Genomic DNA, 22,276 nt, shown 5'->3' on the forward strand with positions numbered 1-22,276 from the left:
CCCGCTGGAGGTGTTTTCACGATGTTGATGCGCACCGACCCCCTCCGTGAACTGGACCGGCTGACGCAGCAGCTGATGAGCCCGGGCACCTGGTCGAGGCCGTCGGCCATGCCGATGGACGCCTCCCGCGAGGGCGACGAGTACGTCGTGGCCTTCGACCTGCCCGGTGTCACCGCGGACGCGATCGACATCGACGTCGAACGGAACATGCTCACCGTCAAAGCCGAGCGCCGGCCGGCAACGAAGGCCGACGACGCGCACATGGAACTGTCCGAGCGGCCGATGGGCGTCTTCTCCCGCCAGATCGTGCTCGCCGACACCCTCGACACCGAGCACATCCAGGCCGACTACGACGCGGGCGTGCTCACCCTGCGCATCCCGATCACCGAGCGCGCCAAGCCCCGCAAGATCTCCGTCGGCGCCGGGACCGGCCACAAGGAGATCTCCGGCTGACACCGGCCAGACAGGTGCGGAGGACAGGAACCTGATCTGCCCTCACCCCGCCTCCGCACCCCCTGGGCAGTCCGAAGAACAAGAAGGGGGCGGCCGAGATGACTCTGCGACGCGAAGCGTTCCTCGACCACGTGAAAGAACGCGGCGAGTACGGCACTCCGGGGGAAGCGGAGCGCGCGGCCCGTGTGGTGCTCGCCCTGCTCGGCGCGCACCTGGTCGGCGAGGTCCGCGCCCAGCTCGCAGCACGCCTGCCGGAGGACTTTGCCCTGATCCTCCTCAACCCGCTCCAGAGCGCCGAACCACTGCCCCCGGAGCGGTTCGTCCGGGCGACCGCGGCCTGGATCGAGGGCGCCACCGAGCAGACCGCGACCTGGGACGTCAGCGCCGTGCTGTCCACGGTCTCCGACACGGCCGGCGACGGCCTGCTGGGGCAGATCCTGCTCCAGCTCCCCGCCGGCTACGACCTCCTCTTCGGCCGCCCCCAGCCCACCTGACCCACACATTCGGTGCCACACACCGGCACCCTCCCACCCTGGCTCCACGAAAGGCATGCACCGCAGTGATCACCGACGTGCGCGTACCGCATGAGCACCAGCAGCCGCACGGGGCGGCGTACGAGCAGATGCTGGAGAAGGTCCGCTACGAAGGCGCCTACCCCACCCGTGAGAGAGCCGAGGAAGCCGTCCGCCTGGTCCTTTCGGGGCTGGGAAGCCAGCTGACCGGCGACGAACGCGTCAACCTGGCCGCCTGCCTGCCCCCGGAGGCCGCACGGATCCTGGCCGCGCAAGCCCCCGCCGCCCAGCCGCTGACCGGATGGGCCTTCGTCAAGGACCTCGCCGCCCGCTCCGGCGCTTCGCTGGCCACCACCCGGTGGGACACCGGATCCGTCTTCGCGGCCGTCGCCGCCCACGCTGGCCCCGACCTCATCACCCGCATCCTCCACCAGCTGCCCACCGGCTACGCGCTGCTGTTCGGCCGGGCCGAACTCACCCCGGCCGCGTAAACGGGCACCCGGCCTCCCCGGGCCGCGGCAGGACTCGCCCCGATCCCTCCGGCCGGGCTCATTCGCCGGACGCCTCTCGGCTCCCGGTCGCAACACCCTTCACGGCATCCGGCACAGCGCCCGGCTGATCCGCGCGCCGGCAGCACTGCTCAGCCGCCGTGTGCTCTCGCGTCCTTGGACTACGGCGCCGACCCGAAGGCCGAGGCGCCGGGCCCGCAGGACCTCACCACGTGGACGCAGTACACGGCGGAGAGCGGCACGAGAGGCCGCACGCTCGCACCGGACCTCAGGCGCAGCGGGACCAATCCGTAGGCTTCGCGCCGGTTCACGCCTGGAACTCGGTGAGATCGATGGCATGGACGCGCAGCGGCCGGCCGTAGACCGGATGTGCCGTCTCGTGGTCCAGCTCCATGCCGAGCTTGCGCATGATGTTCTCGGAGGCGTCGTCACCCACCTGGCTGATGCTGATGACACGGTCGAGGCCACGGTCCTGGAGCGCGAACTCCAGCGTGGCGTGGGCGGCTTCGGACGCGTAGCCCTGGCCCCAGAACTGCGGCCCGAACCGCCAGCTGATCGCCACGGCGGGCAGCGCCTGCGGCAGGAACTCGGGCACGGACAGGCCCGCGCAGCCGGCCAGTTCCCCCGAGGCCAGCAGCTCAACGGCGAAGAGCCCGAAACCCTCTTCGTCCCACTCCTCTTCCCAGCGCTCGATGGCCTCCGCCGTGCTCTCCAGGTCGCGCACCGACCCGTCGTCGATCCAGCGCATGACCCGCGGGTCCGCGTCGATGTCCGCCATGGGCGCGAGGTCGTCGTCGTGCCACCGACGGAGCAGGAGGCGGGGAGTACGGATCTCAGTCATGGCACCATCCTGCCGAAGAAGTGCGCCTCACCAGTAATCGGCGCTCCCCGTGCCGCCGCCGGCCGCATACCGCCCCGGCCCGTCGCCCCTTGGTCGCCGCACGCGCCGGGGCAGGTGGCCGTTCGGCCGCCGACGCTGAACCGTGCGCTGGTCCGGGGCTGCTTCAGGACCAGCTGGTCTCGTTGGCGAACCGGTCCTCGTTTGCGCAGGCGCGGTCAAGGATGCTTCGAACAGCAAGTGCGTGATGACTGCACGCGCCCTCGCCATGCTGTCCCCGACCGGAGGCTCCCCGGCCCAGGCCGACGCGCCTGCCTGGTACGCGAGCCTGCACGACGGCACGGCGTCGCGGGCGGATGCGACGGAGGCACTGTCGGTGACGTCGATGCTGATCGTGCCGAAGCCTTCTTCAGCGAATTCCGAGAGTGCCGCCGGGCTGCGACCGCCAACGGCCACGGTGCTGCCGCCGGTGCAGAACAGGCACGGCCGTAGACCGCCATCTTCCTCAATGGCTGCGCAATCGGCTGTCTGTCGCAGCACTCCCTGGGCATCGTGCGCGTCCGGCCCGGCAAGACCGGCTCACCCTGCAACTGCTCGACGAGCCGAACGTCATCTGATGCTGGTTCGACTTCCTTCTTCACCGGATCAGCGGCGACAGCGGCGATCCGCGCGACCGGATCTGCGGCGTGGCCGGGCTGCGCTACCGCCGCGAGGGCCCCACCCTGGTCCTCTACCGCCCCGGGATGTCGGCCCGTACCCTCCTGACGGCTTCAACCCGCGCTGGTGGGAACGCATCGCCGCCCCCTCAAGGGGCGCTACCCGCTCTTCCAGGACCAGCCGGACTGGACACCGGAGGAGCGGGTGCCTACATCGCCACGGGGTTCCTCGTCGCATCGCCTTCGCGTCGCCCGGCACCAGGCCCTTCGGCTTCCGGCTCTCCCCCAGCTCAGCCCCCCGTAGCACCGCGCCGCACACCAGTGATCCATTAGTGATCCGTTAGTCAGACGGCAAGGACGCCGGGCAGCGTGTGACCCATCCACGAAAGCACTTCAGAGGAACAAGGACATGCGCAAGACGTTCACCAAGGCAGCCGTCGTCCTGGCCGGTGTCGCGGCCGCCACCACCATCAGCATGGGCGCGGCACAGGCGGAAGAGAGGTTCAACGTGCCCGACCACGCGACGTGCGAGAAGCAGGGCATGGAGAAGACGAATCACAAGGGCCCCTGGATGTGCAGCCCGAACCCGGACGGCACCTGGACCCTGGAAATCGGCTGACCGCCTGGCAAGGCTGACTTCGGGAACTTCACCGCCCCGGCTCTCGTGACAGAGCCGGGGCGGTCTCGTGCGGCCTCCTGGGGAGCTTGCCAACGGCTCCACGGGGAGTCTGCCGACGGTACGTCGATCGACGGGGAAGGCACCCCGGCTCAACTGCTCTGCCGACGTGGCGGCCTCGGCACGGCAGGCGAGGCTGGGGCGGCACTCTTCGATCAGGGGAGGCCCCACGCGCACGCGCCGAACGCCGCTCCGACCCCACGAAGATACGCGGCCCGGTTGAAGTAGCTGGAGGAGGCCCTGGGCCGCAGTAACCGGGGCGGGACAGGAGCAGGGGCAGGGCTGCCACGGTGCCGCATCCGGGCAGCCGGTGCGGCTGCAGGTGAGGTGGCATCAGCGGCCGTGCGATGCCGGAGACCCGTACGGAGACGGACTACGACACTTCCCGAGCGATCACCGTGGACAGGGGCCCGCACGGCTGATCCCGGCTCTCGCCCGACCGCCCGTGTGCGGCGCGCTACAGATAGTTGCTCCAGCCCTTGCGTGGGCGTGGAATCCCCCTTGCTGGTGAAGCTCCACAGTCAAGTCCCGACCCGGCCGTCCGCACCGCGTCCGTAGTCATACGTGACGCTGATGTCGGCCCTGCCGTCTCCGTCGAAGTCGCCGGCTGCGGTCAGGTAGCGCTTGGGCAACGAACGGATCTGCTGGTTCCAGTGATTGACGTCCTCAAAGCGACTTTCGACAGCGTCCTTGCGGGTCTCCACCTGGCCGAAGCAGCCGCCCTGCCGGGAGTGGCCGCTGACTCCGGCCAGCTCGATGCGCCCGTTCCGCTCCCGCAGGGCCGGGCCGCCGGTGTCGCCCTGGCATACCGACGCGTCCTTGCCGGTGGTCCCCAGCTCGCCATCGTGGACCGTGCCCGCGTGCAGCTTGTCGGGCACCCACTCGGTCTTGGTACGGCCGCACCCGAGAACCTTCAGTTCCTCATCAGAGTCCGGAGCGCCGAGGCGACGGCGACCGGGGTGATACCGCTGACCGGCTTGGCAAGCCTGGTCATGACGCAGGAACCTTCAGGCTCTGATCGGGGTTAACGGCGAAGCAACTGGTGCCCGGAGTTGGCACCGTCGTATCCCTGGACCACTGAGCTTCTTCAGCTCGGCCACCGATCGGGTGACAGCTGACGAAGAAAGTGCAGGTCAATGAGACATGACAAGAGCAGCAGGCACGAAACTGAAGAAGCTCACTCGACTCCGTTCTGGGCTGCACCAGTCTGGAATGCGGGACAGGCCCCGGTCCCCCTGACGGGACGAGTATGGCCGAGGCCGCACCCGCACCGCTGCTGCTTGAAAGCACTTCATCAGCTTCTGCCGAAGTCGGACGCGCGCAGAGCGCGACCATCGGTGATGTCGCGTCAGCGTGGTGCGGTTGCGAGGGCGAAGCCGTGCAGGAGGGCTCCGGTGGTGTCGGGGTCCTCGAACATGGGCGTGTGGCCGACACCACCGAGGATCTCGATGCGGGCGTGGGGGACTCGGCGGTAGTCCTGGGCGGAGGACGGTTGCCATCGCCGGTCCTGGGAACCGAAGATCACCAGGGTCGGCAGGCCGAGGTGGGCGAGCCGGTCGGGGACGGGCTGTTGCTTCAGGAACGCGTCGGACGCCTCGCTGGTCGCGGTGAGGCTGCGGTAGGTCATGCCACGGACATCGGCGACGACCCGGGCAGGAATGGGCACTTTCCGGGTGAACGCGGTGCTCAGCGCGTCGCGGATCGTGCTGTCGCTGCGCAGTCGCCACAGCACCTCCCCTATGACCGGTGTGGTCATGAGGCGGGCGGTGAAGCTGTCGCCGAGGCGTGCGTTCATCCGTGGGCCGGTGTCGATCAGCGCGATGCCGGACACCAGGCCGTGGCGCTGTTCAGCCAGTGACGTGGCGACGGCGCCGCCGGTGGAATGCCCCACCACGGTCGCGTGGCGCACCCCGAGCCGGTCGAGTACGGCCCCGACCCGGCGTGCCTGCTCCGCGATGCCGTAGCCGTCGGCCGGTTTGGCCGAGTGGCCGTGTCCGAGCAGGTCCACCCGCACCACATGCCGGTCCCGCAAGGCCGGAATCACGGGATCCCACCATAGTGTCGAGCCGGCCAGGCCGTGCAGGAGCACCACCGTGGGTGCGCCGGGCGGCCCGTCCTGCACGACGTGGATGTCCCCACCGGGAAGGCGCAAGATCTGCCCGCCGGAGGCTTCGGCTGTCTGCGTGAGTACGGACACCGTGTTGCCCGCGAGGGGGACGGCCAGCACACCGACGGCCAGCAGCATGATCCGCCGCCGGCTCCACACCCGCCGTCCGCGCGGGGTGCTCGGCGCCGCGTCCGCGCGGCTGTGGGTGCGTTGGTCGTGCGGGGTGCTCGCCTCGTCCATGACGCCTCCGTCGCTCGATTCGTGACGCCATCACCCTCCCCGCGGCCGGCGCAACGCGTCTTGGAGAAATGTCCGTACCTGGCGCGTGGTTGCTCCCGCCGCCGAGCCGTACACCGCTGTTGTACCGATGTTCCCCGAGGCCGGTATCCACTGTGCAAGCGTCACGTCGGACGGCGGTGACGCCCGACGTGACGCTCAGCCTGGGCCGCGACGTCCGGGGCGGCGGCAGTGAATGCCCTGGGGCGAGGCGCAGCAGGCCCCCGCGGCCCGGGGCACGCCCTTCGTCTCGTACGACCTGCTGCGCATGTTCGGGTGCGAGGGGCGCCCGACTCCGCTGGGTGCGGCGTTCGCGGAGTAGGGGCGGCTCGCCAACACCGAGCGCCTGCTGCGCGTGGCCGACCCGGTCGACGGCACCTACCGCAGGCAGATGAACCGGCAGCTCACCGTCCAGGAATCCCGCCACAAGCTGGGCCGGGACGTGTGCCACGGCAAGCGCGGCACCATCCGCCAGGCGTACCGGGCCGGCATGGAGGACCAGCTCGGCTCGCTCGGCCTGGTCCTCAACGTCATCGTGCTCTGGACGACCCGCTTCATCGACGCCGCCGTCGCCCAGCTGAAGGCCGAGGGCCACGAGATACGGGACGAGGACATCGCCCGGCTTTTCCCGCTCAAGCACCGCAACCTGAACCTGCTCGGCCGCCACAGCTTCACGGCCTCGGCCCCGGCCGCCGGCGTCCTGCTCCCGCTGCGCGACCCGGAGGCGTCGGAGCTGGACGAAGACGACGACGGCGGGCAGGAGCGAATATCAGGAGCCGATCGGATCAATCCGTGACGGGCAGGCACTCGGCGAGCAGGGCGACGACGTCACGCCAGGCTCGTTGTGCGTGCCGTGGGTGGTGGCCGACGCCGGGACGCACGGTGTGGTCGACCGGTGGGTGGTGGAAGGCGTGCAGGGCTCCCCCGTAGACCACGAGGCGCCAGTCGACGCCCGCGGCCTCCATCTCCGCGGTGAACGCCTCCCGTTGGGCGGGCGGCATGATCGGGTCCTCCGACCCGACCCCGGCCCACACCGGGCAGCGAATGCGTGCCGCCTCGCCCGGCCGGCCCGTGGTGAGGGCGTTGACTGTCCCGATCGCGCGCAGATTGACGCCGTCGCGCCCGAGTTCCAGTGCGACAGCGCCCCCGGTGCCGTAGCCGACGGCGGCGATCCGGTCGGGGTCGGTCCGTGGTTCGGCGCGCAACACGTCGAGCGCGGCATGGCCGATGCCCCGCATCCGGTCGGGGTCGGCGAGCAGCGGCAGGCAACGGGCCAGCATCTCCTCGGGGGCGCCCAGGTAGCGCCCGCCGTGGAGGTCGAAGGCCAGCGCCACGTATCCCAGCTCGGCCAGGGCATCGGCCCGGCGGCGCTCGACGTCGCTGAGCCCCGTGCCCTCGGGTCCGAGCAGTACCGCGGGCCGGCGCTCGGCACCGGCCGGGAGCGCGAGGTAGCCGGTCATCGTCAGGTTGTCGGCCGGGTATTCGACCGTACGGGTGGTGATCGTCGTCATGGGACCGGACGGTAAGGACTGTCGCGCCCGCTCGGGGTGGTGTTCACCGATGGCAGACAGCCGTCTGTCCCGACTACAACACCCGGACGCGTCGCCCTCCTGTCGGCGAACGATGGCGAGCTCACACGGTCAGCGCATCGGCGCTGCTTAGGATGCCTGCGTAGGCCTCTGCCGGAGTGTAGTAGCCGTGGGTTTTGCGCGGGCGGTGGTCAAGTTCGTGGGCAAAGGCGTCCAGGTCGGGCCGGCTGAACGTGCGGAGGTCCGCGCCTTGGGGAGATACCACCGAAGCAGCCGGTTGGTGTTCTCGCTGGTATCGCGCTGCCACGGGCTACGCGGCTTGCAGAGGGCAGCCGGCATTCCGGTCTCGGCGGTGATGGCCTGGTGCTCGGTCATCTCCCGGCCTCGGTCCCAAGTGAGCGTTCGCCGGAGCTGGGACGGGATGCCAATGAGGCTCCTGGTGAGATGCGGGGCGGCCTGCTCGGCCTTGAGCTGTATGGTCACCATGCCGCGGTGATGCCCCGCGGTGGGCCGACGCGCGGCCGGGCGACACCGTGCACATCTCCGAGATGTTCCGCCTCGTACGCGGCACCGGGCACATCCCCGACGTCCTGCACCGCGACCGCCTCGCCCTGCGCATCCACGACGGCGCGTTCTCCGCGGTGGGCCCCACCGCCCGCCACCCACGCACCGGAGAGCCCTGTCCACCGTGAGGTTCATGGTGCAGACCCTCGCCGCCACCCCGCTGGTCACCGTCGGCGACGGTGACCAGCCCACCGGCTCTCACCTGGCCTCCTACAGCGAAGGTACGGCATACGTCGTGGGCGGTGTGGATGCCGTCTGTCCGCGCGTTCCCCCATCGGACGCAAGCGGATCGCGGGCTTCCGGTCTCGGGCGTACGGTGGCCGCACACGAGCCTCAGCCCTGGCCGCCGCCCCCGTGGGACGTACGTACCGGTATGACAACGCGACACCACCGGCCTTCCGGTCCCGCCCGGACCGCCCTTCGCCCCCGCGCGCACGCTCCCGGCCGCGCGGTGGGCCAGGACGGCCGAGCGGGTGAGCGTGACCTCGGGAAACCTGGGCCGTGAGCGGGCTGCTGTTGGTCGAGGACGACGACGCCCTCGCAGCGGCGCTGCGCACGCTGCTCGCACGGGGCGGCCACGAAGTCGTACGGGCCCCGGGCGGGCGCGAGGGCCTGCGCCTGCTGTTCGCCCAGCGGCCCGACCTGCTGCTCCTGGACACCTCGCTCCCGACATTGGACGGCTGGGAGGTCCTGGAACGCACCCGCGACCTGACCGACCTGCCCGTTCTGCTCATGACGCCGGCCGACGCGCCCGGAGAACGGGTACGCGGCCTGCGTGCGGGCGCCGACGACTGCCTGAGCAAACCGTTCGACCACGAGGAACTGCTCGCCCGCGTGGACGCGCTGCTGCGGCGGACGGGCTCCGCACACTGGGCGACGGAGGCCACCGGCACGGGGCTGCACCTGGTCCCCGAGCGGCGGTCGGCCGTCTGGCACGGTGGCGAGGTCAGGCTCAGCGCCCTGGAGTACGACCTGCTCCAGACCCTGGTGCGCAACCGTGGGTGCGTCGTGACCACCGGACAGTTGCTCGCCCGGGTGTGGGGCGCGACCGAGGACGTGGGGCGGGGGCGGGTGAAGTTCGCGGTTCACCGGGTGCGCCGCAAGCTGCAGGCGGCGGGGCCGCCCGAGGTACCGGTCCCGGTGGAGTCCGTACGGGGTATCGGATATCGCTACCAGCTGCCGTAGGGATACACCGGCACACTCGCTCCGCACCGGGTCCAAAGGCCCGGGCCCAAGGCCCTGACCTCGGCTTTCAGTGCAACAGCAACCAAGCGGCAACCGACCTCCTCCCGTCCGGGCAACCAGGCTCCCGCACCGTCGGTGTGGGCTGCTCCCCCGCTCCCCCGCTCGCGCCCCGGCGCGGCGCATCCGGGGCGCCCTCGTTCGCATCCCTGATCCCCGCCGAGGACATCTGTTGCACGCACTTGCCCCGCGCTCCGTCGCCGTCATCCTGGGCACCCGCCCGGAACTGGTCAAGCTCGCCGACCTCATCCACCTGCTCGGCCCGGCCGCACACGTCGTGCACACCGGGCAGCACTACGACAAGGAGCTGTCCGACCAGTTCCTGAACGAGTTGGGGATCCCCGAGCCGACCTACCTGACGGGCGTCGGCGGGCAGTCCCGTGCCACGCAGATCGCTTCCGCCCTCGCGCAGCTCGACGAGCTGTTCGCGGACCGGCCGCCGCTGGCCGTGGTGGTCCAGGGCGACACCAACGCGGCGCTGGCCGGCGCGCTGGCCGCCAACGCGCGCGAGCTGCCGCTGCTGCACGTCGAGGCCGGGCTGCGCAGCCGGGACCGGAACATGCCCGAGGAGCACAACCGCGTCCTGATCGACCAGCTCGCCGACGTCCTGTGCGCCGCGACCCCCGACAACTGCGCCAACCTCCTGGCCGAGGGCGCCGACCCCCGGCGGATCATGCTGACCGGCAACACCGTCGTCGAGGTGGTGCGCCGCCACCTGCCGGACGCCGCGCACCGCGCCGCGCTGCTCGACTCGTACGGCGTCGCCACGGACGGCTACGTACTGGCCACCGTCCACCGCCCCGAGAACACCGACGACCCCGCCGCGCTACGCGCGATCCTGACCGAACTGGACGCACTGACCGCCGACGGCACGCCGGTCCTGCTCCCGCTGCACCCGCGCACCCGCGCCCGGGTCGAAGCGGCGGGACTGCTGCCGCTGCTGGAACGACTGCGGGTGACCCGCCCGCTGGGGTACGGAACCTTCCTGGCCCTGGCCCGGCACGCCGCGCTGCTCGTCTCGGACTCCGGGGGCGTCCAGGAGGAAGTCACCGTCCTGGGGCGCCCACTCGTGGTGGTACGGGCCTCCACCGAACGGCCCGAGGCGATGACGGACTTCGCCGACCTGGTCGCGCCCGGACCGGAACTCGGCCGGGCCGCCCGCGCCCGGCTGGCCCACGGCGCGCTCGAACGCGAACGGCTGGCCGCCCTGCCCAGCCCGTTCGGCGACGGCACGGCTTCGCGGCGGATCGCCGGGCTGTTGAGCGAACTGGTCGGGACTCCGGCGGGACCGGAGATCGGAGCACCGGTGCCGAGGCGGGAACCGCAGTCCGGAACAGTGCCGGCAACGGTGTCGGGCCCGGAGTTGGCAACGGTGCCGGTCACGGAACCGGCGCGGGTCGGGGCAGGGGCACCGGCCGTCGCGTAAGACGCCCGCGGCCATCTCCCTCTGCCTCGCCGTCCCGCCTCCCACCTTCCCGCCTCCCACCTTCCTGCCTCCCACCTTCCTGCCTTCCTGCCTTCCTGCCTTCCTGCCTTCCTGCCTTCCTGCCAAGGACCCTTCCTCGTGCACGCCACCGCCGGCAGCCTCGCGCTGTTCGTCTTCCCCTTCGTCCTGCTCCTCTGCTTCCTGCTGTACTGGGCCGGAGCCCGGCACGCCTACCTGACCCGTTCCGTCGCCGCGGCCGGTGACCCGGAAGCCTACGACTGGCACTTCTTCGTGCCCTGCCGGGACGAGGAAGCGGTCGTCGGCACCACCGTCTCGCGACTGCGAGGCGACTTCCCCGCCGGCCACGTCTGGGTGATCGACGACGACAGCGACGACGCGACCGGCGCGATCGTCACCGCGCACGCCGAGAGCGACCCGTACGTCCACCTCGTCCAGCGCCGCCGCCCGCACGCCCGTACCGGCAAAGGTGCCGCGCTGAACAGCGCCTACGACGCCCTCGACAGGTTCCTTCCCGCGAGCACCGACCGCTCCCGCGTCATCGTCTGCGTCCTCGACGCCGACGGCCGTCTCGCCCCGGACGCGCTGCCGGTGGTCAGCGGCCCGTCCGGGTTCGGCGACCCGGACATCGGCGGAGTGCAGGTGACCGTACGCATGCGCAACGTCGACGACCGGACTCCGCTGCCCGGACACGGCCGACTGCGCAACGCGCTCGCGCGGCTGCTCGTACGGGTGCAGGACATGGAGTTCACCGTGTCCAACACCGGGATGCAGTTGCTGCGCAACCGCACCGGTTCGGTGGGCCTCGGCGGCAACGGCCAGTTCACCCGCCTGGCCGCTCTGGACCACATCGCCGCCACCGAACGGCGCCCCTGGCAGCGCGGCGCCCTCCTGGAGGACTACGAGCTGGGCCTGCACATGATCCTGGGCGGGTACCAGATCCGCCACATCGCCGACACCTGGGTCTCCCAGGAGGGCCTGCCCCACCTCCGCCGCCTGCTGACCCAGCGCACCCGGTGGGCGCAGGGCAACCTCCAGTGCGTCCGCTACTCCTCCCGCGTCATCGCCTCCCGCCACTATCGGGCGCGCGGCGTTTTGGAGACCCTCTACACATTCGTCCAGCCGGTCGCACACCTGGTGTCGCTGGCCGTCGGAGCCGTTCTGCTCGGCCTGCTCCTGGCGGACGAGGACAGCGTCGAGGTGCTGGAGCAGACAGCCGGCATATGGCCGCTGCCGGTGGGACTCGCCGTTCTGTCGATCGGTCCGTTCGTCCTCTGGGGGCCGGTGTACCGGCGTGAGCGCGCCGCCGGCCGGTCCTGGCTGACCGGCCTGCTGTGGGGACTGGCATTGTGGCTGTACGCGTATCACCTGTTCCCGGTCTCCGCGCGTGCCTTCGTACGGCTTCTCAGGGGCCGAACCGGCTGGGCCAAGACCCGCCGCAATGCCGAGCCGGTCACGGCGGCCACGGCCGTGGCCGTCGAACACTGACCTTCGCACCTGGCGGCCTGCATTCTCGCCCTCCCACAGCGTGCTGCTACGGGGGCGGCCGAGGCCGAACCGGTGGCTCGAACGGGCCACGCCCCGGTCACTGCGCCGCCCGCCACTGTTCATCCTCGATGGCGCAACTCCCTTCCCGGCGCCCCGGTCCAACCGGGTGACCACGAGCACCACGGCACACCGACGTCCCGAAGGGTCACTTCCGCATGCGTACCTGCCGTCCCATCGCCGCTGCTGCCACCACCTTCGCTCTCGTACTCAGCGCCGCCGCCCTCACGGCGTCGGCGCCGACCGCCCGGGCAGCGTCCACCGCCACCGCCGCCGTCGTCCATGAAAACGGCAAGGAACTGCTGTACAGGGCCGCCCCCGGCCAGCAGAACAAGCTGTCCGTGGACGAGAAGATCGAGCGGCGCGGCGAGTTCGAGTCGTACTTCGTCCTCACCTTCCACGACCGGTACGAGATCGCCATCGACCCGAACGCGGCGGACGCGGACGAGTGCGTGTACCCCGCGCCCGGGGACCACACCGCCGTACGCTGTGCGGTCACGATCCCGGAGAACTCGGACGACTCCGACACCTACGCCATCGACCTCGGCGACCAGGACGACACCGCGACCCTCGAACCCGACAGCCAGGCATGGGCCCGGGTCCACGGCGGCAAGGGCAACGACGTGCTCACGGCCTCCGCGGGCGCCATGCTCCACGGCGACGACGGCAACGACCGCCTCGACGGCGGCGGTGGCCCGTTCGGCTTCGGCTCCTACGGCGGCCCGGGCGACGACACCCTCACCCACTGCGGGCAGGACTGCTACGGCGAAGCGGGGAACGACTCTTTGACCGGCACCGACGAGGAAAACACCCTGCACGGCGACGACGGCGCCGACGTCCTGCACGGCAAGGGCGGCGCCGACGTCCTCTACGGCGGCAAGGGCAACGACAAGCTCTACGGCGAGGCGGGCAACGACACGCTGTGGGGCAACAGCGGCGACGACATCCTGTGGGGAGGCCACGGCACGGACAAGCTCTCCGGCGGGCCCGGCCGCGATGAGGTGCATCAGGACTGAGGGGCACCAAGACCGAATTGGGGGTCCATCGGGCTTGAGGGGCATGGGGATCGGGGGGCATCGGGCTTGAGCGGCGGGTGCCCTCCGCAGCCCAGTAGCCGGCCCCGCCGATCGGCCCGGGCCGGCGGTTCACCCCGCGTCGTCCGGGGGCGGGGGCAAGGTGAGGGTGTCAGACAGCGCCGAGCGCGCTCATCATCCCGAGGCCGTCCGAGACGACCCAGTACTCCGTGAAGCGGCCGTCGGCGGCGCGGAAGATGTCCTGCCCGGCGAAGGAGATCGGGGTGCCGGCCGGGGCGGTGGCACCGGGAATGCCGCCGCAGTACGTGCCGTGGAAGGTCCAGCGTGCCCCCACCAGTCCGTCACCGACGATCGGCCATCATCGATGTTCGCCACCCCGCCGCCCTGCGACAGCACCCTTGCGACCGGCAGCAAAGGTCTCCGCGAGCCAAGTCGTCTGCCGACAAGACGCACGGTGGATATTGCATGCGTATGGGAGCTCTCCCTACGCTGACGCCAGCACCACGCACCGCCCCCACTGTCTCTCCGTCCGCCCGCACGGCCCGCAGCATGCGGGTAGGGACAGCGTGTGCGGCACTGGAGCCAGGCAAGAAACGGGGCGCTTCCCCCACGGGGGCCGGACCAGGCTGCGGGTGCCGACGCCGAACGTGCCCGGTGGGGAGGCGGAGGGCACCTCGTTCGTGGTCCGTCAGCTCGTTGTCCGTGACCTGCTGGTCGATCTGAGCGGCGCCCCTGCCGCACCACCCTGGCCAAGTGGGGACGGAGGAGGCTGCGCCAGGGCGGGTGGAGCACCACGAGCTGTGCCTGTCCTGGCCCGCTGAGAGACCCGAGCCAAAGCCCGCGCCTCAGCAGCGGAGACGGTCAGATGTGCGGCGGCATCCTGAATGGCTCGTCGAACGGCTCGTCCTCCCAGTACGTACGGACATTGCGGCACCCGGGCCGAACGCACATCCAGGACCCGTCCGGCACCCGCCCCGTCACGTCCCGCAACCACCGCCGCTGCTCGCGGCTGTCCAACGCAACGTGCTGCTCCCGCGACCGGCAGGTCGCGCAGTACAGTTCCCTCGAATCCTTTGCCATACCCCCACCGCCCCCGGCACGCCGGGCTCCGGGAAGACGCACGCCCGCCATCGTGCGGCAATCTTGGGCGAGCTCGTCCACGGAAGCCCCGAGATCGGGTAAGTCTCAGCGGAGGAGAGGGCCAGCGATGTGGACCAGCCCAGAGTCCCGGAGCACTTTGAGGTGGTGGGCCCGTCGCCCTTCTCGGCGTCAAGCTGCGCCGCAAACGGCAAGCAAGAAGGCTGATCGCGCATACCGGATGTCTCTAAATCCTTTGACGCTTTCGCAGGGGCAGTGCTCCACTCCCTGCCATGACGACTCCGACGAAGCTTCCCTCAGCCCCTGTCATCGACGAGACGGTACGGCTGCTGACCGAGCACTACGTATTCCCCGAGACAGCCGAGCAGCTCGCCGGCCTGCTGCGACGACGCCTCGCCGAGGGGGCTTATGACGTCGATGACGCCCAGGATCTCGCCCGGCTGGTCACCGAAGACCTGCAGTCCGTCAACGGCGACCGACACCTGAGACTGAAGCACCACGCCGATCCGGTCTCACCAAAGCAGGGCGCGGCCACTCGGGACTCCATGCGTCGGGACTTCGACACCTCGATGGGCGGTGCGCCCCGGGTGGAGTTGCTCGGCGAAGGTGTCGCCGTGGTGGAGCTGGCACCGATGCTGTTTCCGCTGGAGTGGGCCGCCGAACCGCTGAGCGCCGCGCTCACTCTGGCCTCCCGCGCCCAGGCGCTGATCGTGGACCTTCGCGCCAACCGGGGCGGCGACCCGGACACGGTCGCCTTTGTCTGCAGCTACCTACTCGACGAGCGCACCCACCTCAACACCATGTACTGGCACGGCGGCGAGCGCAGCGAGCAGTCCTGGAGCCTGCCGTACGTTCCTGGCGCGCGCTTCGGTGGCAGCAAGCCGCTGTACGTGCTGACCAGCGGCAGCACCTTCTCGGCCGCTGAGGAGCTGGCGTACGACCTCCAGCAGCTCGGCCGCGCCGTTGTCGTCGGTGAACGCACCCGCGGTGGCGCGCATCCGTGCGAGGGCTGGACCGTGCACCCACACCTGGAAGCCACCGTCCCAGTGGGCCGCGCCATCAACCCCGCCTCCGGCACGAACTGGGAAGGCACCGGTGTGCAGCCGGACGTCCCTTGCGCCGCTGCTGACTCCCTCGACCACGCGCACGCGCTGGCCCTCGCCCGCCTGGCGGGCTGACCCGGTCCAGCTCGCCGGCAGCACTGCGCGCCCCAGCGTCCTCCCAGGCCCATCCCCCAGGGGCGCCGATGAGCAGTTGCTCGATGTGTCCCCACTCCGCGCTCTGCCAACTTCGCCCGGCCGCGGTCAGCTTCGGCCACGTGCTCGTGCCGGAAGTTCTGCCGCACGCCGAACCGGACCTCCTCAAGGGCCGCAGCGACGACGCCGGAGCCGTCACCCTCGCCCGGCTCCGTACGACACGACGGCCGATGCGGGCGGGGCGATCGGCTCGCGGAGCGGAGCAATGCGACGATGAACGGCCCGGCACGTCGTGCGCTGGGGCGGCCGGGGCGTGACCATCTTCGGTCTCGCATGCGTGATGCGGAACGGCCGGCTTGCTGAACGTCGGCTCAGCGGGGCTCGCCGAACCAGCGGTCGAGCGCCGGTTCCAGGCCGTCCGCGCCTGCCCAGCACACGTAGCCGTCCGGCCGGATGAGCATCGGCTCGGTGTCGGCGCCCTGGCCCACCCGGTCCACCCGGTCCGACCAGGCGTCGGCGACCTTGGCGAAGGTGTCGGCCGGGTCCAGCAGGATGCCGCGTCCGGACCGCAGCAGTTCATGCACCCGGGCCGGACCGAGGTCCAGGTCCGGTGCGGGCCGGCCGACGTGCGGATGGGTTTCGGTGCCCGGCATCGGGTAACGGATGGCCATCCCGGACATCAGGTCGGCGAGATGGTGTTGTACTTCCGGCAGTTGGGCCATGGCGGTGAAGAGTTCCCGGGCGGCCAGCACTTCCGGATCGCGGGTGCCGGCCCAGTCCATCAGCAGGCTCTGCGCCCGGACGTTGCGCAGTACGGCGGCCCCGACCGGGTGCCGTTCCGCGTGGTACGTGTCGAGCAGGTCCTTCGGTGCCCAGCCGTGCACGGCGGCGCCGAGCTTCCAGCCGAGGTTGAACGCGTCCTGCATCCCGGTGTTCATGCCTTGCGCGCCGATCGGGAGGTGAACATGGGCGGCATCCCCTGCAAGGAACACGCGCCCGTGCCGGTACTGCTCGACCTGCCGCGACACGTTGGCGATTCGGCGGGCGTAGCGCAGTTCGAGCAGGTGTACCCGCGTTCCGAACACGGTGCTCAGGCCGTGGTGGATGTCGTCCTCGGTGACCGGGGCCTCCTCGGCAGTGCCTGGCCCGGCCCGCCCAGGACCAGTCGGCGCAGCGGCCTGCCTTGCGGATCGGTGCCGAGCGGGAACAGGGCCGCCCAGTGTCCGTCCTCGTTCCAGGTGTGCGACGTGGTCGGTTCGGCGCCGCCCAGCCGCACGTCGGCGGCGATGACTGTCGACGTACCTGGCTGGCCGGGGAATTCGGCCCGCAGGAGCGATCGTACGGTGCTGTGGGCTCCGTCGGCGGCGACGAGGTAACGGGAGCGGAGAGTGGTGCCGTCGGCGAAGGCCGCGGTGACCCCGTCGTCGTCCTGGGCGAGGCGGACCAGTTCGTGATCCCTGCGGGCGTGGAGGCCGTGCGCGGCGAGGTGCTGCTCGAAGAATTGCTCGATCACCACCTGCGGCACGGATCGCCACGGCAGACGGTGCCGGCTGGAACGGCGCGGAAGTGGGACACCTGCAAAGTGGCCGGTGGTGACGGGATGGTTTCCGGTGGCCAGCAAGGGCTCCAGCAGCCCTCGCTGGTCGAGTGCCTCCAGCGTGCGGGACTGCACGCCGCCTGCCTTGGACAGGTCGCTGCGCTGCGCCAGCTTGTCGACCAGCGCGGTCGACACCCCCGCCATCAACAGCTCGTTGGCCAGCGTCATTCCGGTCGGGCCGGCGCCGACGATGAGCACATCGGTGTCCATGGTCTCCTCCTGTGGCTGTGTCGATCAGTACCGAAGCAACGCTCCGCCTGCCGAGCCTCCCGAGCCAGACTCAGGCTCTATTGCGTTGGTATCTGACACCGCCTACCCTTGACTCGGTGGAATCCGACTACGACGAGCTGGACCGTCGGCTCGTGCACGCCCTGCAGATCGACGGTCGCGCCCCGTTCAGCGCCATCGCCGAGGCCCTCGGCGTCTCGGATCGCACCATCGCCCGCCGGTACGCCCGGTTGCGGTCGACCGGGGCGGTACGGGTACTGGGCGGGGTCGACCCCACCGTGCTGGGCGCCACCCTGTGGTTCCTGCGGGTACGGTGCGCTCCCGCCGCGTCGCTCCCGGTCGCCGAGGCGCTGGCCAGGCGCCCCGACACGTCCTGGGTGAGTCTCACCTCCGGCGGCACCGAGATCACCTGCGTGGCCCGTACCGAGAGCGAGGCGGACAGCGAGGCCCTGCTGCTGGCCAAACTCCCCCGCACCCCGCGCGTTCAGGGCGTGACCGCGCACTGCGTGCTGCACACCTTCTACGGCGGCCCGGACAACCTGGTCGGAAAACTCGGGTCGCTGGACGCGGAGGCGAGCGAACGGCTGCGTCCGCCACCCATGCCGCATCGGCCGGGACCGGTACGGCTCGACGACGGCGACCGCAAGCTCCTCGCCCTGCTCGCCACCGACGGCCGGGCCGGGTTCGAGCAGTTGGCCGCGGCGACCGGCTGGTCGCCGACGACGGTCCGGCGCCGGATGACGGAGCTGCGCGAACACCGCCTGCTTCATCTCGACATCGACGTCGACTGGCGCATGTTCGGCGTGAACGCCCGAACCCTGCTCTGGCTCTCGGCCGCCCCCGCCCACTTGGAGGAGGCCGGCCAGGCTCTGGCCAGGCATCCGGAGGTCGCCTTCGCCGCCGCCACGACCGGCCCGACCAACCTGTACGCGAGTGTGTTGTGCACGAACCAACAGGAGCTGTACCAGTACCTGACCACCCGGGTCGCCGCGCTCCCAGCCATCGAACACGTCGAAACAGCACCAGTGATCAGGACCGTCAAGCAGGCAGCGAACCAGGCATAGCGGCCGCTCCTCCGTCCTTCTCCTTTCTGTTTCGACCACGCACAGCACACCGCTGGTCACCAGGTCAGCGCGCTATCCGTCACCCGCAGCGCCCGAAGCGCGGCGGCGCCACCGGCTTCGGTCCGGTGCTGTACCAGCCGCCCGAGCTGGCTGCACAGTGGCCCCGACAGTCAGCGCTGTCCGTTCGCTACGTCCGGCTGCCCTTGCGACAACACGCTGCCTTGGTGCCACTTACCGTGCTCCAGGCTCAACAGAGTGCTGCGCGGCGATCCGCAAAGGGCGTCGTGGCTGAGCGCATCAGTTGGTGGACGAATCAGCGCGGTGACGAGTTGCAGTTCCGTGAAGTATGCCCTGCTGGCTCTGTTGGGGTGTTGGGCAGCGCTTGACGGTGCGACGGTGTGCCCAGTGGCCGCCGGGACCATCTGACAGCGCCGTTCAGTTCGCAGACTCTGCGGACAGGTGGCGAGCGGTGTCGGCCAGGTTACGAATTTCAGTGGCAACCCTCTCCCACACAGGTGCGGGGATCTCGTGTCCGACTTCAGGCAGGAGAACCAGGCGCGAGCCGGGGACTCGGGAGGCGACCGCCTTTCCCGCTCTCGGCTTGATGAGGGGATCGTCTTCCCCGTGGAGTACGAGGGTGGGACGGGCAATGGCGCTGATCTTCTGGCCGTGCCACTGTGCGCCGATCTGACGGCTCTGCGCCTGCTGGTCGTGCACGCCGCTGTCGAGGTTGCGAGCGGCGGCTTCTCGGGCTGCGGATTCGTCGAACGGACGTTTCGGCGAGGCGAGGAGGCGGGTGACGGCGACGGCGGCCGCGATGTTCCCGTCGGGGGTGTCGGAGAACTTCAGGCCGGCGAACTTCGCTAGGGTCCGCAGCCGGACGTACTGCAGGGACCGCAGGCCCGCGGCGTCTCCGGGGACGGCAGCCATGGTCGTGAGTGTCCGCACGCGGTCCGGGTGCCGTAGTGCGACGCGTTGTGCGACGGCACCGCCGAGCGAGACACCCAGCAGATGCGCCGACGGCCACCCCAGTGCGTCCATGACCGCGACGGCGTCATCCGCCATGTCCTCTGCGGTGTAGGCGTCTCCGCGCTTCTTGAACAACGCGGAGATGGGGTTACGGGTGGCGGTGGACGGCAGGTGGGTCGATTCCCCGCCGTCGCGCTGGTCGTAACGGGCGACTGCGAATCCATGCGTTGCCAGCGTCCGGCACAGCCCGTCCGGGAACCATTTGCGGTTCGCGCCCAACCCTGTGGTCAGCAGGAGGGGCTCTCCGGCCACCTGCTCGTTCCACTGGTCGAAAGCGAGCCGGACCGCACCGTTCCCGGCCCAGCGGACCGGGCTCCACGGGCCGGCTGATGATGACGACATGAGCACCCCTCCCCAAACTGCGATCAGCGTTCGCGGTTTAGCATAGGGCAGCGGCACGACGAAGGCGAGGCCGGACGGATGAGAGAGGTGCCCGACTTGGCGGAGGAACACATGACGGTCTGGGCGCGGCCCGAACGCGGCACCCGCGGCCCCGCGGCCGTGCACAGCCGTGCGGATCTGACCGCTGCCGCCATCGGTCTGGCGGACCAGGGCGGGTTGGCAGCTGTGTCCACACGCCAGGTGGCCAGGACGCTGGGCACCGGCCAGGCGTCCCTCTACCGCTACATTTCCAGCCGCGATGACCTGCTGGACCTGATGACGGACGCGGTGACGGGAGAGGTCGACCTCGATGTCCCGCTCGGCGGCGATCCCGTCGAGGACCTGGCGGCCCTCGCGTCCCGGACCAAGGCGGTCCATCTGCGGCACCCCTGGCTGCCCGACGTACCGCCGGAACCTCTCCGGCTGGGCCCCCGGGGCCTGGACTACCTGGAATACGCGCTGCGGGCGATGTCGCCCGTGACACTGCCGGGGCGGTCCAAAATGGAGATCGTCGGCCTGATGAACGCCCTTGTCGCCCAGTTCGCCCGGGCAGAACTCCAGCTGAGCCGCGGGCCCGCCGCCCGGCAGGCAGCGCAGACCGCCTACCTGAGCGAAGCAGTCGCCCAGGGAAGACATCCGTATGTCGCGGCAGCCCTGGCTGCACCCTCCGAAACGGGCCTGGCACAGGCCCCGCAGGTCTTGTTCGAACGGACGATGCGCCGGGTACTCACCGGCCTCATCGCGCCCGCCCTTCCCTCGTAAGTCGCACTTCGACGAGGGCCGACGCCAGCCCATCTCCCACGGGGCAGGGCCCAGGCCGGACCGCCCACAAGGCCGCGGCCGCTTGGTACGGCGCCGACCACGGCGGGTCGCGAAGGCCCGTCAGGCCAGGTGGTCTTCGAGGTGGGGGTGTGCCAGCCGCCGTTCTGGAGCGTGCTCAGGTATTCGCGGGAGAAGCCGATGGGCCGTTCATGCACCAGATCGTCGTCGTTGATGAACAGGCTGAGGAGGACGTGGAGCAGGCCGACGCCCACGGCGAACAAGGCGGCCCAGGAGGCGGCTTTCCTCGACTCGTTGTCGTGGAACTTGGAACATCCCGCCGGACCGCGTTGCGGTAGACGTAGCCGAAATGATGGACCTCGTCAGTCTTAACGGAGCCGCACTCCCGCGTCTTGAACGACCTCTTGGCGGTGGTGTCGCTGCCGATCCGCGGGCGCAGGCGTCGCGGTAGCTTCGGCCGAAGCTGGGCGGTTCCTGTGCGGGCATGCACTTGCCCGCCTGCACCAGCCACTGCAAGCGACGCGGAGACAGCCCCTTGCAACTGCTCAGCAATCAAAGCAAACGTTGCTGCACACTGTTGCGGTTTTGGAGGCGTTGTTCCGTCCGGGTCGCGACCGCAGGCATGGCAATGCCGGGCAGGCAGCAGTCGAGGAACGTACGCATCTGTGCCTGCGCGGTGCCGGGAGTACGGTGGCCGGCCATTCCGGCCCACGCGCTGATCAGCAGCTCGGCGACGGCGTCGGGCTGTACATGTGCCTGAAGCTCGCCTTCCCGCGCGGCGGCGTGCAGCGGCCGCGCGACCGTGGCTCGCCAGGCAGCCCACGGTGAGGTCCAGCCGTCGTGGTTGTCGGCGAGTGCGGCCAGATACGGTGCGGCCCGGACCTTCGGGTCGGAGTCGAGACGGTGAGCCAGCAGTAGCGCGAGGTCGCTCCAGTACCGCAGGGCCGGGCCGCGGCGTGGGGGCAGCCCCTCCAGGAGGTCGAGGCCGAGCAGCGCGTGGGCGATGCCTTCCTTGCTCCGGAAGTGGAAGTACACCGCTCCCACGGCGACGCCTGCCCGAGCGGTGATCTGCGAGATGGACGCTCCGCCGTAGCCGCGCTCGATGATTACCTCGGCAGCTGTGGTCAGGATGGTGCGCCGTGTGGTGACTGCTCGGTCCTGCATGATGTCCCCCGTCGTAGTGAACACTTCACTTTAGTTGAACAGTGGAGCACTCGGGGGCGGGGAGGTGCGGGTCCGTGCCCGTACCCGCCGTCATGCGTCAGTACGAGCCTAGCCGGTGGCCCACCCATGCCGTTGCGCCGAGGGGGTTGCGCCAGTTCGGTTCCGCAATCAAGCCTTTTGTGAACGCGTACGGGGCGAGGGATGACACGTTGCGGGCCCTCCGCGCGGGTCCTTCATACGCGCCGGAGTGCGTAGGGCGCATGCTCCCTGACCTCTACTGTGGTTCGCCGCAAGGCATTTTCGGAGTTATCGGCGTTATGGGAGCCATAAACGTTTCGTACAGATGGCGCTTCT

21 protein-coding genes and 2 pseudogenes are annotated in these 22,276 nt (G+C 70.4%); 13 read left to right on the top strand and 10 right to left on the bottom strand.

Annotation, left to right across the window (positions count from 1 at the left end):
- Positions 1-21 precede the first annotated feature (21 nt).
- The 3 genes from ACEXOX_RS00485 (at position 22) to ACEXOX_RS00495 (ending at position 1,456) form a co-directional block, all read left to right on the top strand.
- Entirely contained in the window at positions 22-453 is a 432-nt protein-coding gene (locus tag ACEXOX_RS00485) for an Hsp20/alpha crystallin family protein (protein ID WP_406518424.1), read from the top strand.
- A gap of 98 nt (positions 454-551) precedes the next feature.
- On the top strand, positions 552-947 hold the full coding sequence (locus ACEXOX_RS00490) for a DUF2267 domain-containing protein (protein ID WP_406518425.1): 396 nt from the start codon (positions 552-554) through the stop codon (positions 945-947).
- 65 nt (positions 948-1,012) lie between these two features.
- Positions 1,013-1,456, top strand: coding sequence for a DUF2267 domain-containing protein (locus ACEXOX_RS00495; protein WP_406518426.1), 444 nt, complete (start codon positions 1,013-1,015; stop codon positions 1,454-1,456).
- 325 nt (positions 1,457-1,781) lie between these two features.
- Here the strand turns inward: ACEXOX_RS00495 and ACEXOX_RS00500 are convergent, their stop codons facing one another.
- Together ACEXOX_RS00500 and ACEXOX_RS00505 are read right to left on the bottom strand one after the other, a co-directional pair.
- Positions 1,782-2,315 (bottom strand): GNAT family N-acetyltransferase, encoded by a 534-nt coding sequence (locus ACEXOX_RS00500; protein WP_406518427.1) that lies wholly within the window; start codon positions 2,313-2,315, stop codon positions 1,782-1,784.
- 336 nt (positions 2,316-2,651) lie between these two features.
- Positions 2,652-2,789, bottom strand: a pseudogene (locus ACEXOX_RS00505) (oxidoreductase); the annotation flags it as partial.
- A gap of 588 nt (positions 2,790-3,377) precedes the next feature.
- On the opposite strand from ACEXOX_RS00505, the gene ACEXOX_RS00510 reads away from it, so the two are divergent.
- Complete coding sequence (locus ACEXOX_RS00510; protein WP_406518428.1) at positions 3,378-3,587, top strand: hypothetical protein; 210 nt, start codon at positions 3,378-3,380, stop codon at positions 3,585-3,587.
- A gap of 578 nt (positions 3,588-4,165) precedes the next feature.
- Here ACEXOX_RS00510 and ACEXOX_RS00515 read toward each other — a convergent pair.
- Positions 4,166-4,522: a trypsin-like serine protease gene (locus tag ACEXOX_RS00515; RefSeq protein WP_406518429.1), complete on the bottom strand. Its 357-nt coding sequence runs from the start codon at positions 4,520-4,522 to the stop codon at positions 4,166-4,168.
- 470 nt (positions 4,523-4,992) lie between these two features.
- On the bottom strand, positions 4,993-5,991 hold the full coding sequence (locus tag ACEXOX_RS00520) for an alpha/beta fold hydrolase (protein WP_406518430.1): 999 nt from the start codon (positions 5,989-5,991) through the stop codon (positions 4,993-4,995).
- Between the two features lie 286 nt (positions 5,992-6,277).
- Between ACEXOX_RS00520 and ACEXOX_RS00525 the strand changes: the two are divergent.
- Positions 6,278-6,823 (top strand): annotated as a pseudogene (locus ACEXOX_RS00525) (Tn3 family transposase); the annotation flags it as partial.
- On the opposite strand, the gene ACEXOX_RS00530 reads toward ACEXOX_RS00525, so the two are convergent.
- Positions 6,813-7,538 carry a dienelactone hydrolase family protein gene (locus ACEXOX_RS00530; protein ID WP_406518431.1) on the bottom strand — a complete coding sequence of 242 codons (726 nt, stop codon included), beginning with the start codon at positions 7,536-7,538 and terminating at the stop codon, positions 6,813-6,815. The pseudogene ACEXOX_RS00525 and the gene ACEXOX_RS00530 sit on opposite strands and share 11 nt — an antisense overlap.
- Positions 7,539-8,089: 551 nt before the next feature.
- Between ACEXOX_RS00530 and ACEXOX_RS00535 the strand changes: the two genes are divergently transcribed.
- The 5 genes from ACEXOX_RS00535 (at position 8,090) to ACEXOX_RS00555 (ending at position 13,367) form a co-directional block, all read left to right on the top strand.
- Positions 8,090-8,248, top strand: a complete 159-nt coding sequence (locus ACEXOX_RS00535) for a hypothetical protein (RefSeq protein WP_406518432.1) — start codon at positions 8,090-8,092, stop codon at positions 8,246-8,248.
- 373 nt (positions 8,249-8,621) lie between these two features.
- Positions 8,622-9,305: a response regulator transcription factor gene (locus ACEXOX_RS00540; protein ID WP_406518433.1), complete on the top strand. Its 684-nt coding sequence runs from the start codon at positions 8,622-8,624 to the stop codon at positions 9,303-9,305.
- A gap of 229 nt (positions 9,306-9,534) precedes the next feature.
- Positions 9,535-10,788: a non-hydrolyzing UDP-N-acetylglucosamine 2-epimerase gene (wecB, locus tag ACEXOX_RS00545; protein WP_406518434.1), complete on the top strand. Its 1,254-nt coding sequence runs from the start codon at positions 9,535-9,537 to the stop codon at positions 10,786-10,788.
- A 138-nt stretch (positions 10,789-10,926) separates the two neighbouring features.
- Positions 10,927-12,294, top strand: coding sequence for a glycosyltransferase (locus ACEXOX_RS00550; protein ID WP_406518436.1), 1,368 nt, complete (start codon positions 10,927-10,929; stop codon positions 12,292-12,294).
- Between the two features lie 215 nt (positions 12,295-12,509).
- On the top strand, positions 12,510-13,367 hold the full coding sequence (locus ACEXOX_RS00555; protein ID WP_406518438.1) for a calcium-binding protein: 858 nt from the start codon (positions 12,510-12,512) through the stop codon (positions 13,365-13,367).
- A gap of 169 nt (positions 13,368-13,536) precedes the next feature.
- Here ACEXOX_RS00555 and ACEXOX_RS00560 read toward each other — a convergent pair whose 3' ends face one another.
- On the bottom strand, positions 13,537-13,719 hold the full coding sequence (locus tag ACEXOX_RS00560; RefSeq protein WP_406518439.1) for an ester cyclase: 183 nt from the start codon (positions 13,717-13,719) through the stop codon (positions 13,537-13,539).
- A gap of 1,036 nt (positions 13,720-14,755) precedes the next feature.
- Here ACEXOX_RS00560 and ACEXOX_RS00565 point away from each other — a divergent pair.
- Positions 14,756-15,661: a S41 family peptidase gene (locus ACEXOX_RS00565; protein WP_406518440.1), complete on the top strand. Its 906-nt coding sequence runs from the start codon at positions 14,756-14,758 to the stop codon at positions 15,659-15,661.
- A 389-nt stretch (positions 15,662-16,050) separates the two neighbouring features.
- On the opposite strand, the gene ACEXOX_RS00570 is transcribed toward ACEXOX_RS00565, so the two are convergent.
- Positions 16,051-16,764 (bottom strand): FAD-dependent monooxygenase, encoded by a 714-nt coding sequence (locus ACEXOX_RS00570; RefSeq protein WP_406518441.1) that lies wholly within the window; start codon positions 16,762-16,764, stop codon positions 16,051-16,053.
- Positions 16,765-16,769: 5 nt separating this feature from the next.
- Positions 16,770-17,486 carry an FAD-dependent monooxygenase gene (locus tag ACEXOX_RS00575; protein ID WP_406518442.1) on the bottom strand — a complete coding sequence of 239 codons (717 nt, stop codon included), beginning with the start codon at positions 17,484-17,486 and terminating at the stop codon, positions 16,770-16,772.
- A gap of 116 nt (positions 17,487-17,602) precedes the next feature.
- Between ACEXOX_RS00575 and ACEXOX_RS00580 the strand changes: the two genes are divergently transcribed.
- Positions 17,603-18,568 carry an Lrp/AsnC family transcriptional regulator gene (locus ACEXOX_RS00580; protein ID WP_406518443.1) on the top strand — a complete coding sequence of 322 codons (966 nt, stop codon included), beginning with the start codon at positions 17,603-17,605 and terminating at the stop codon, positions 18,566-18,568.
- Between the two features lie 435 nt (positions 18,569-19,003).
- Here the strand turns inward: ACEXOX_RS00580 and ACEXOX_RS00585 are convergent, their stop codons facing one another.
- The gene (locus ACEXOX_RS00585) at positions 19,004-19,939 is read right to left on the bottom strand and encodes an alpha/beta fold hydrolase (protein ID WP_406526175.1); all 936 of its coding nucleotides are present in this window, start codon (positions 19,937-19,939) and stop codon (positions 19,004-19,006) included.
- Positions 19,940-20,050: 111 nt separating this feature from the next.
- Between ACEXOX_RS00585 and ACEXOX_RS00590 the strand changes: the two genes are divergently transcribed.
- Positions 20,051-20,740, top strand: coding sequence for a TetR/AcrR family transcriptional regulator (locus ACEXOX_RS00590; RefSeq protein WP_406526176.1), 690 nt, complete (start codon positions 20,051-20,053; stop codon positions 20,738-20,740).
- 570 nt (positions 20,741-21,310) lie between these two features.
- On the opposite strand, the gene ACEXOX_RS00595 is transcribed toward ACEXOX_RS00590, so the two are convergent.
- Positions 21,311-21,922 (bottom strand): TetR family transcriptional regulator, encoded by a 612-nt coding sequence (locus ACEXOX_RS00595; protein ID WP_406518444.1) that lies wholly within the window; start codon positions 21,920-21,922, stop codon positions 21,311-21,313.
- Positions 21,923-22,276 lie beyond the last annotated feature (354 nt).

It is taken from the genome of Streptomyces sp. Ac-502 (assembly GCF_045222935.1).
Lineage (GTDB): Bacteria > Actinomycetota > Actinomycetes > Streptomycetales > Streptomycetaceae > Streptomyces > Streptomyces monomycini.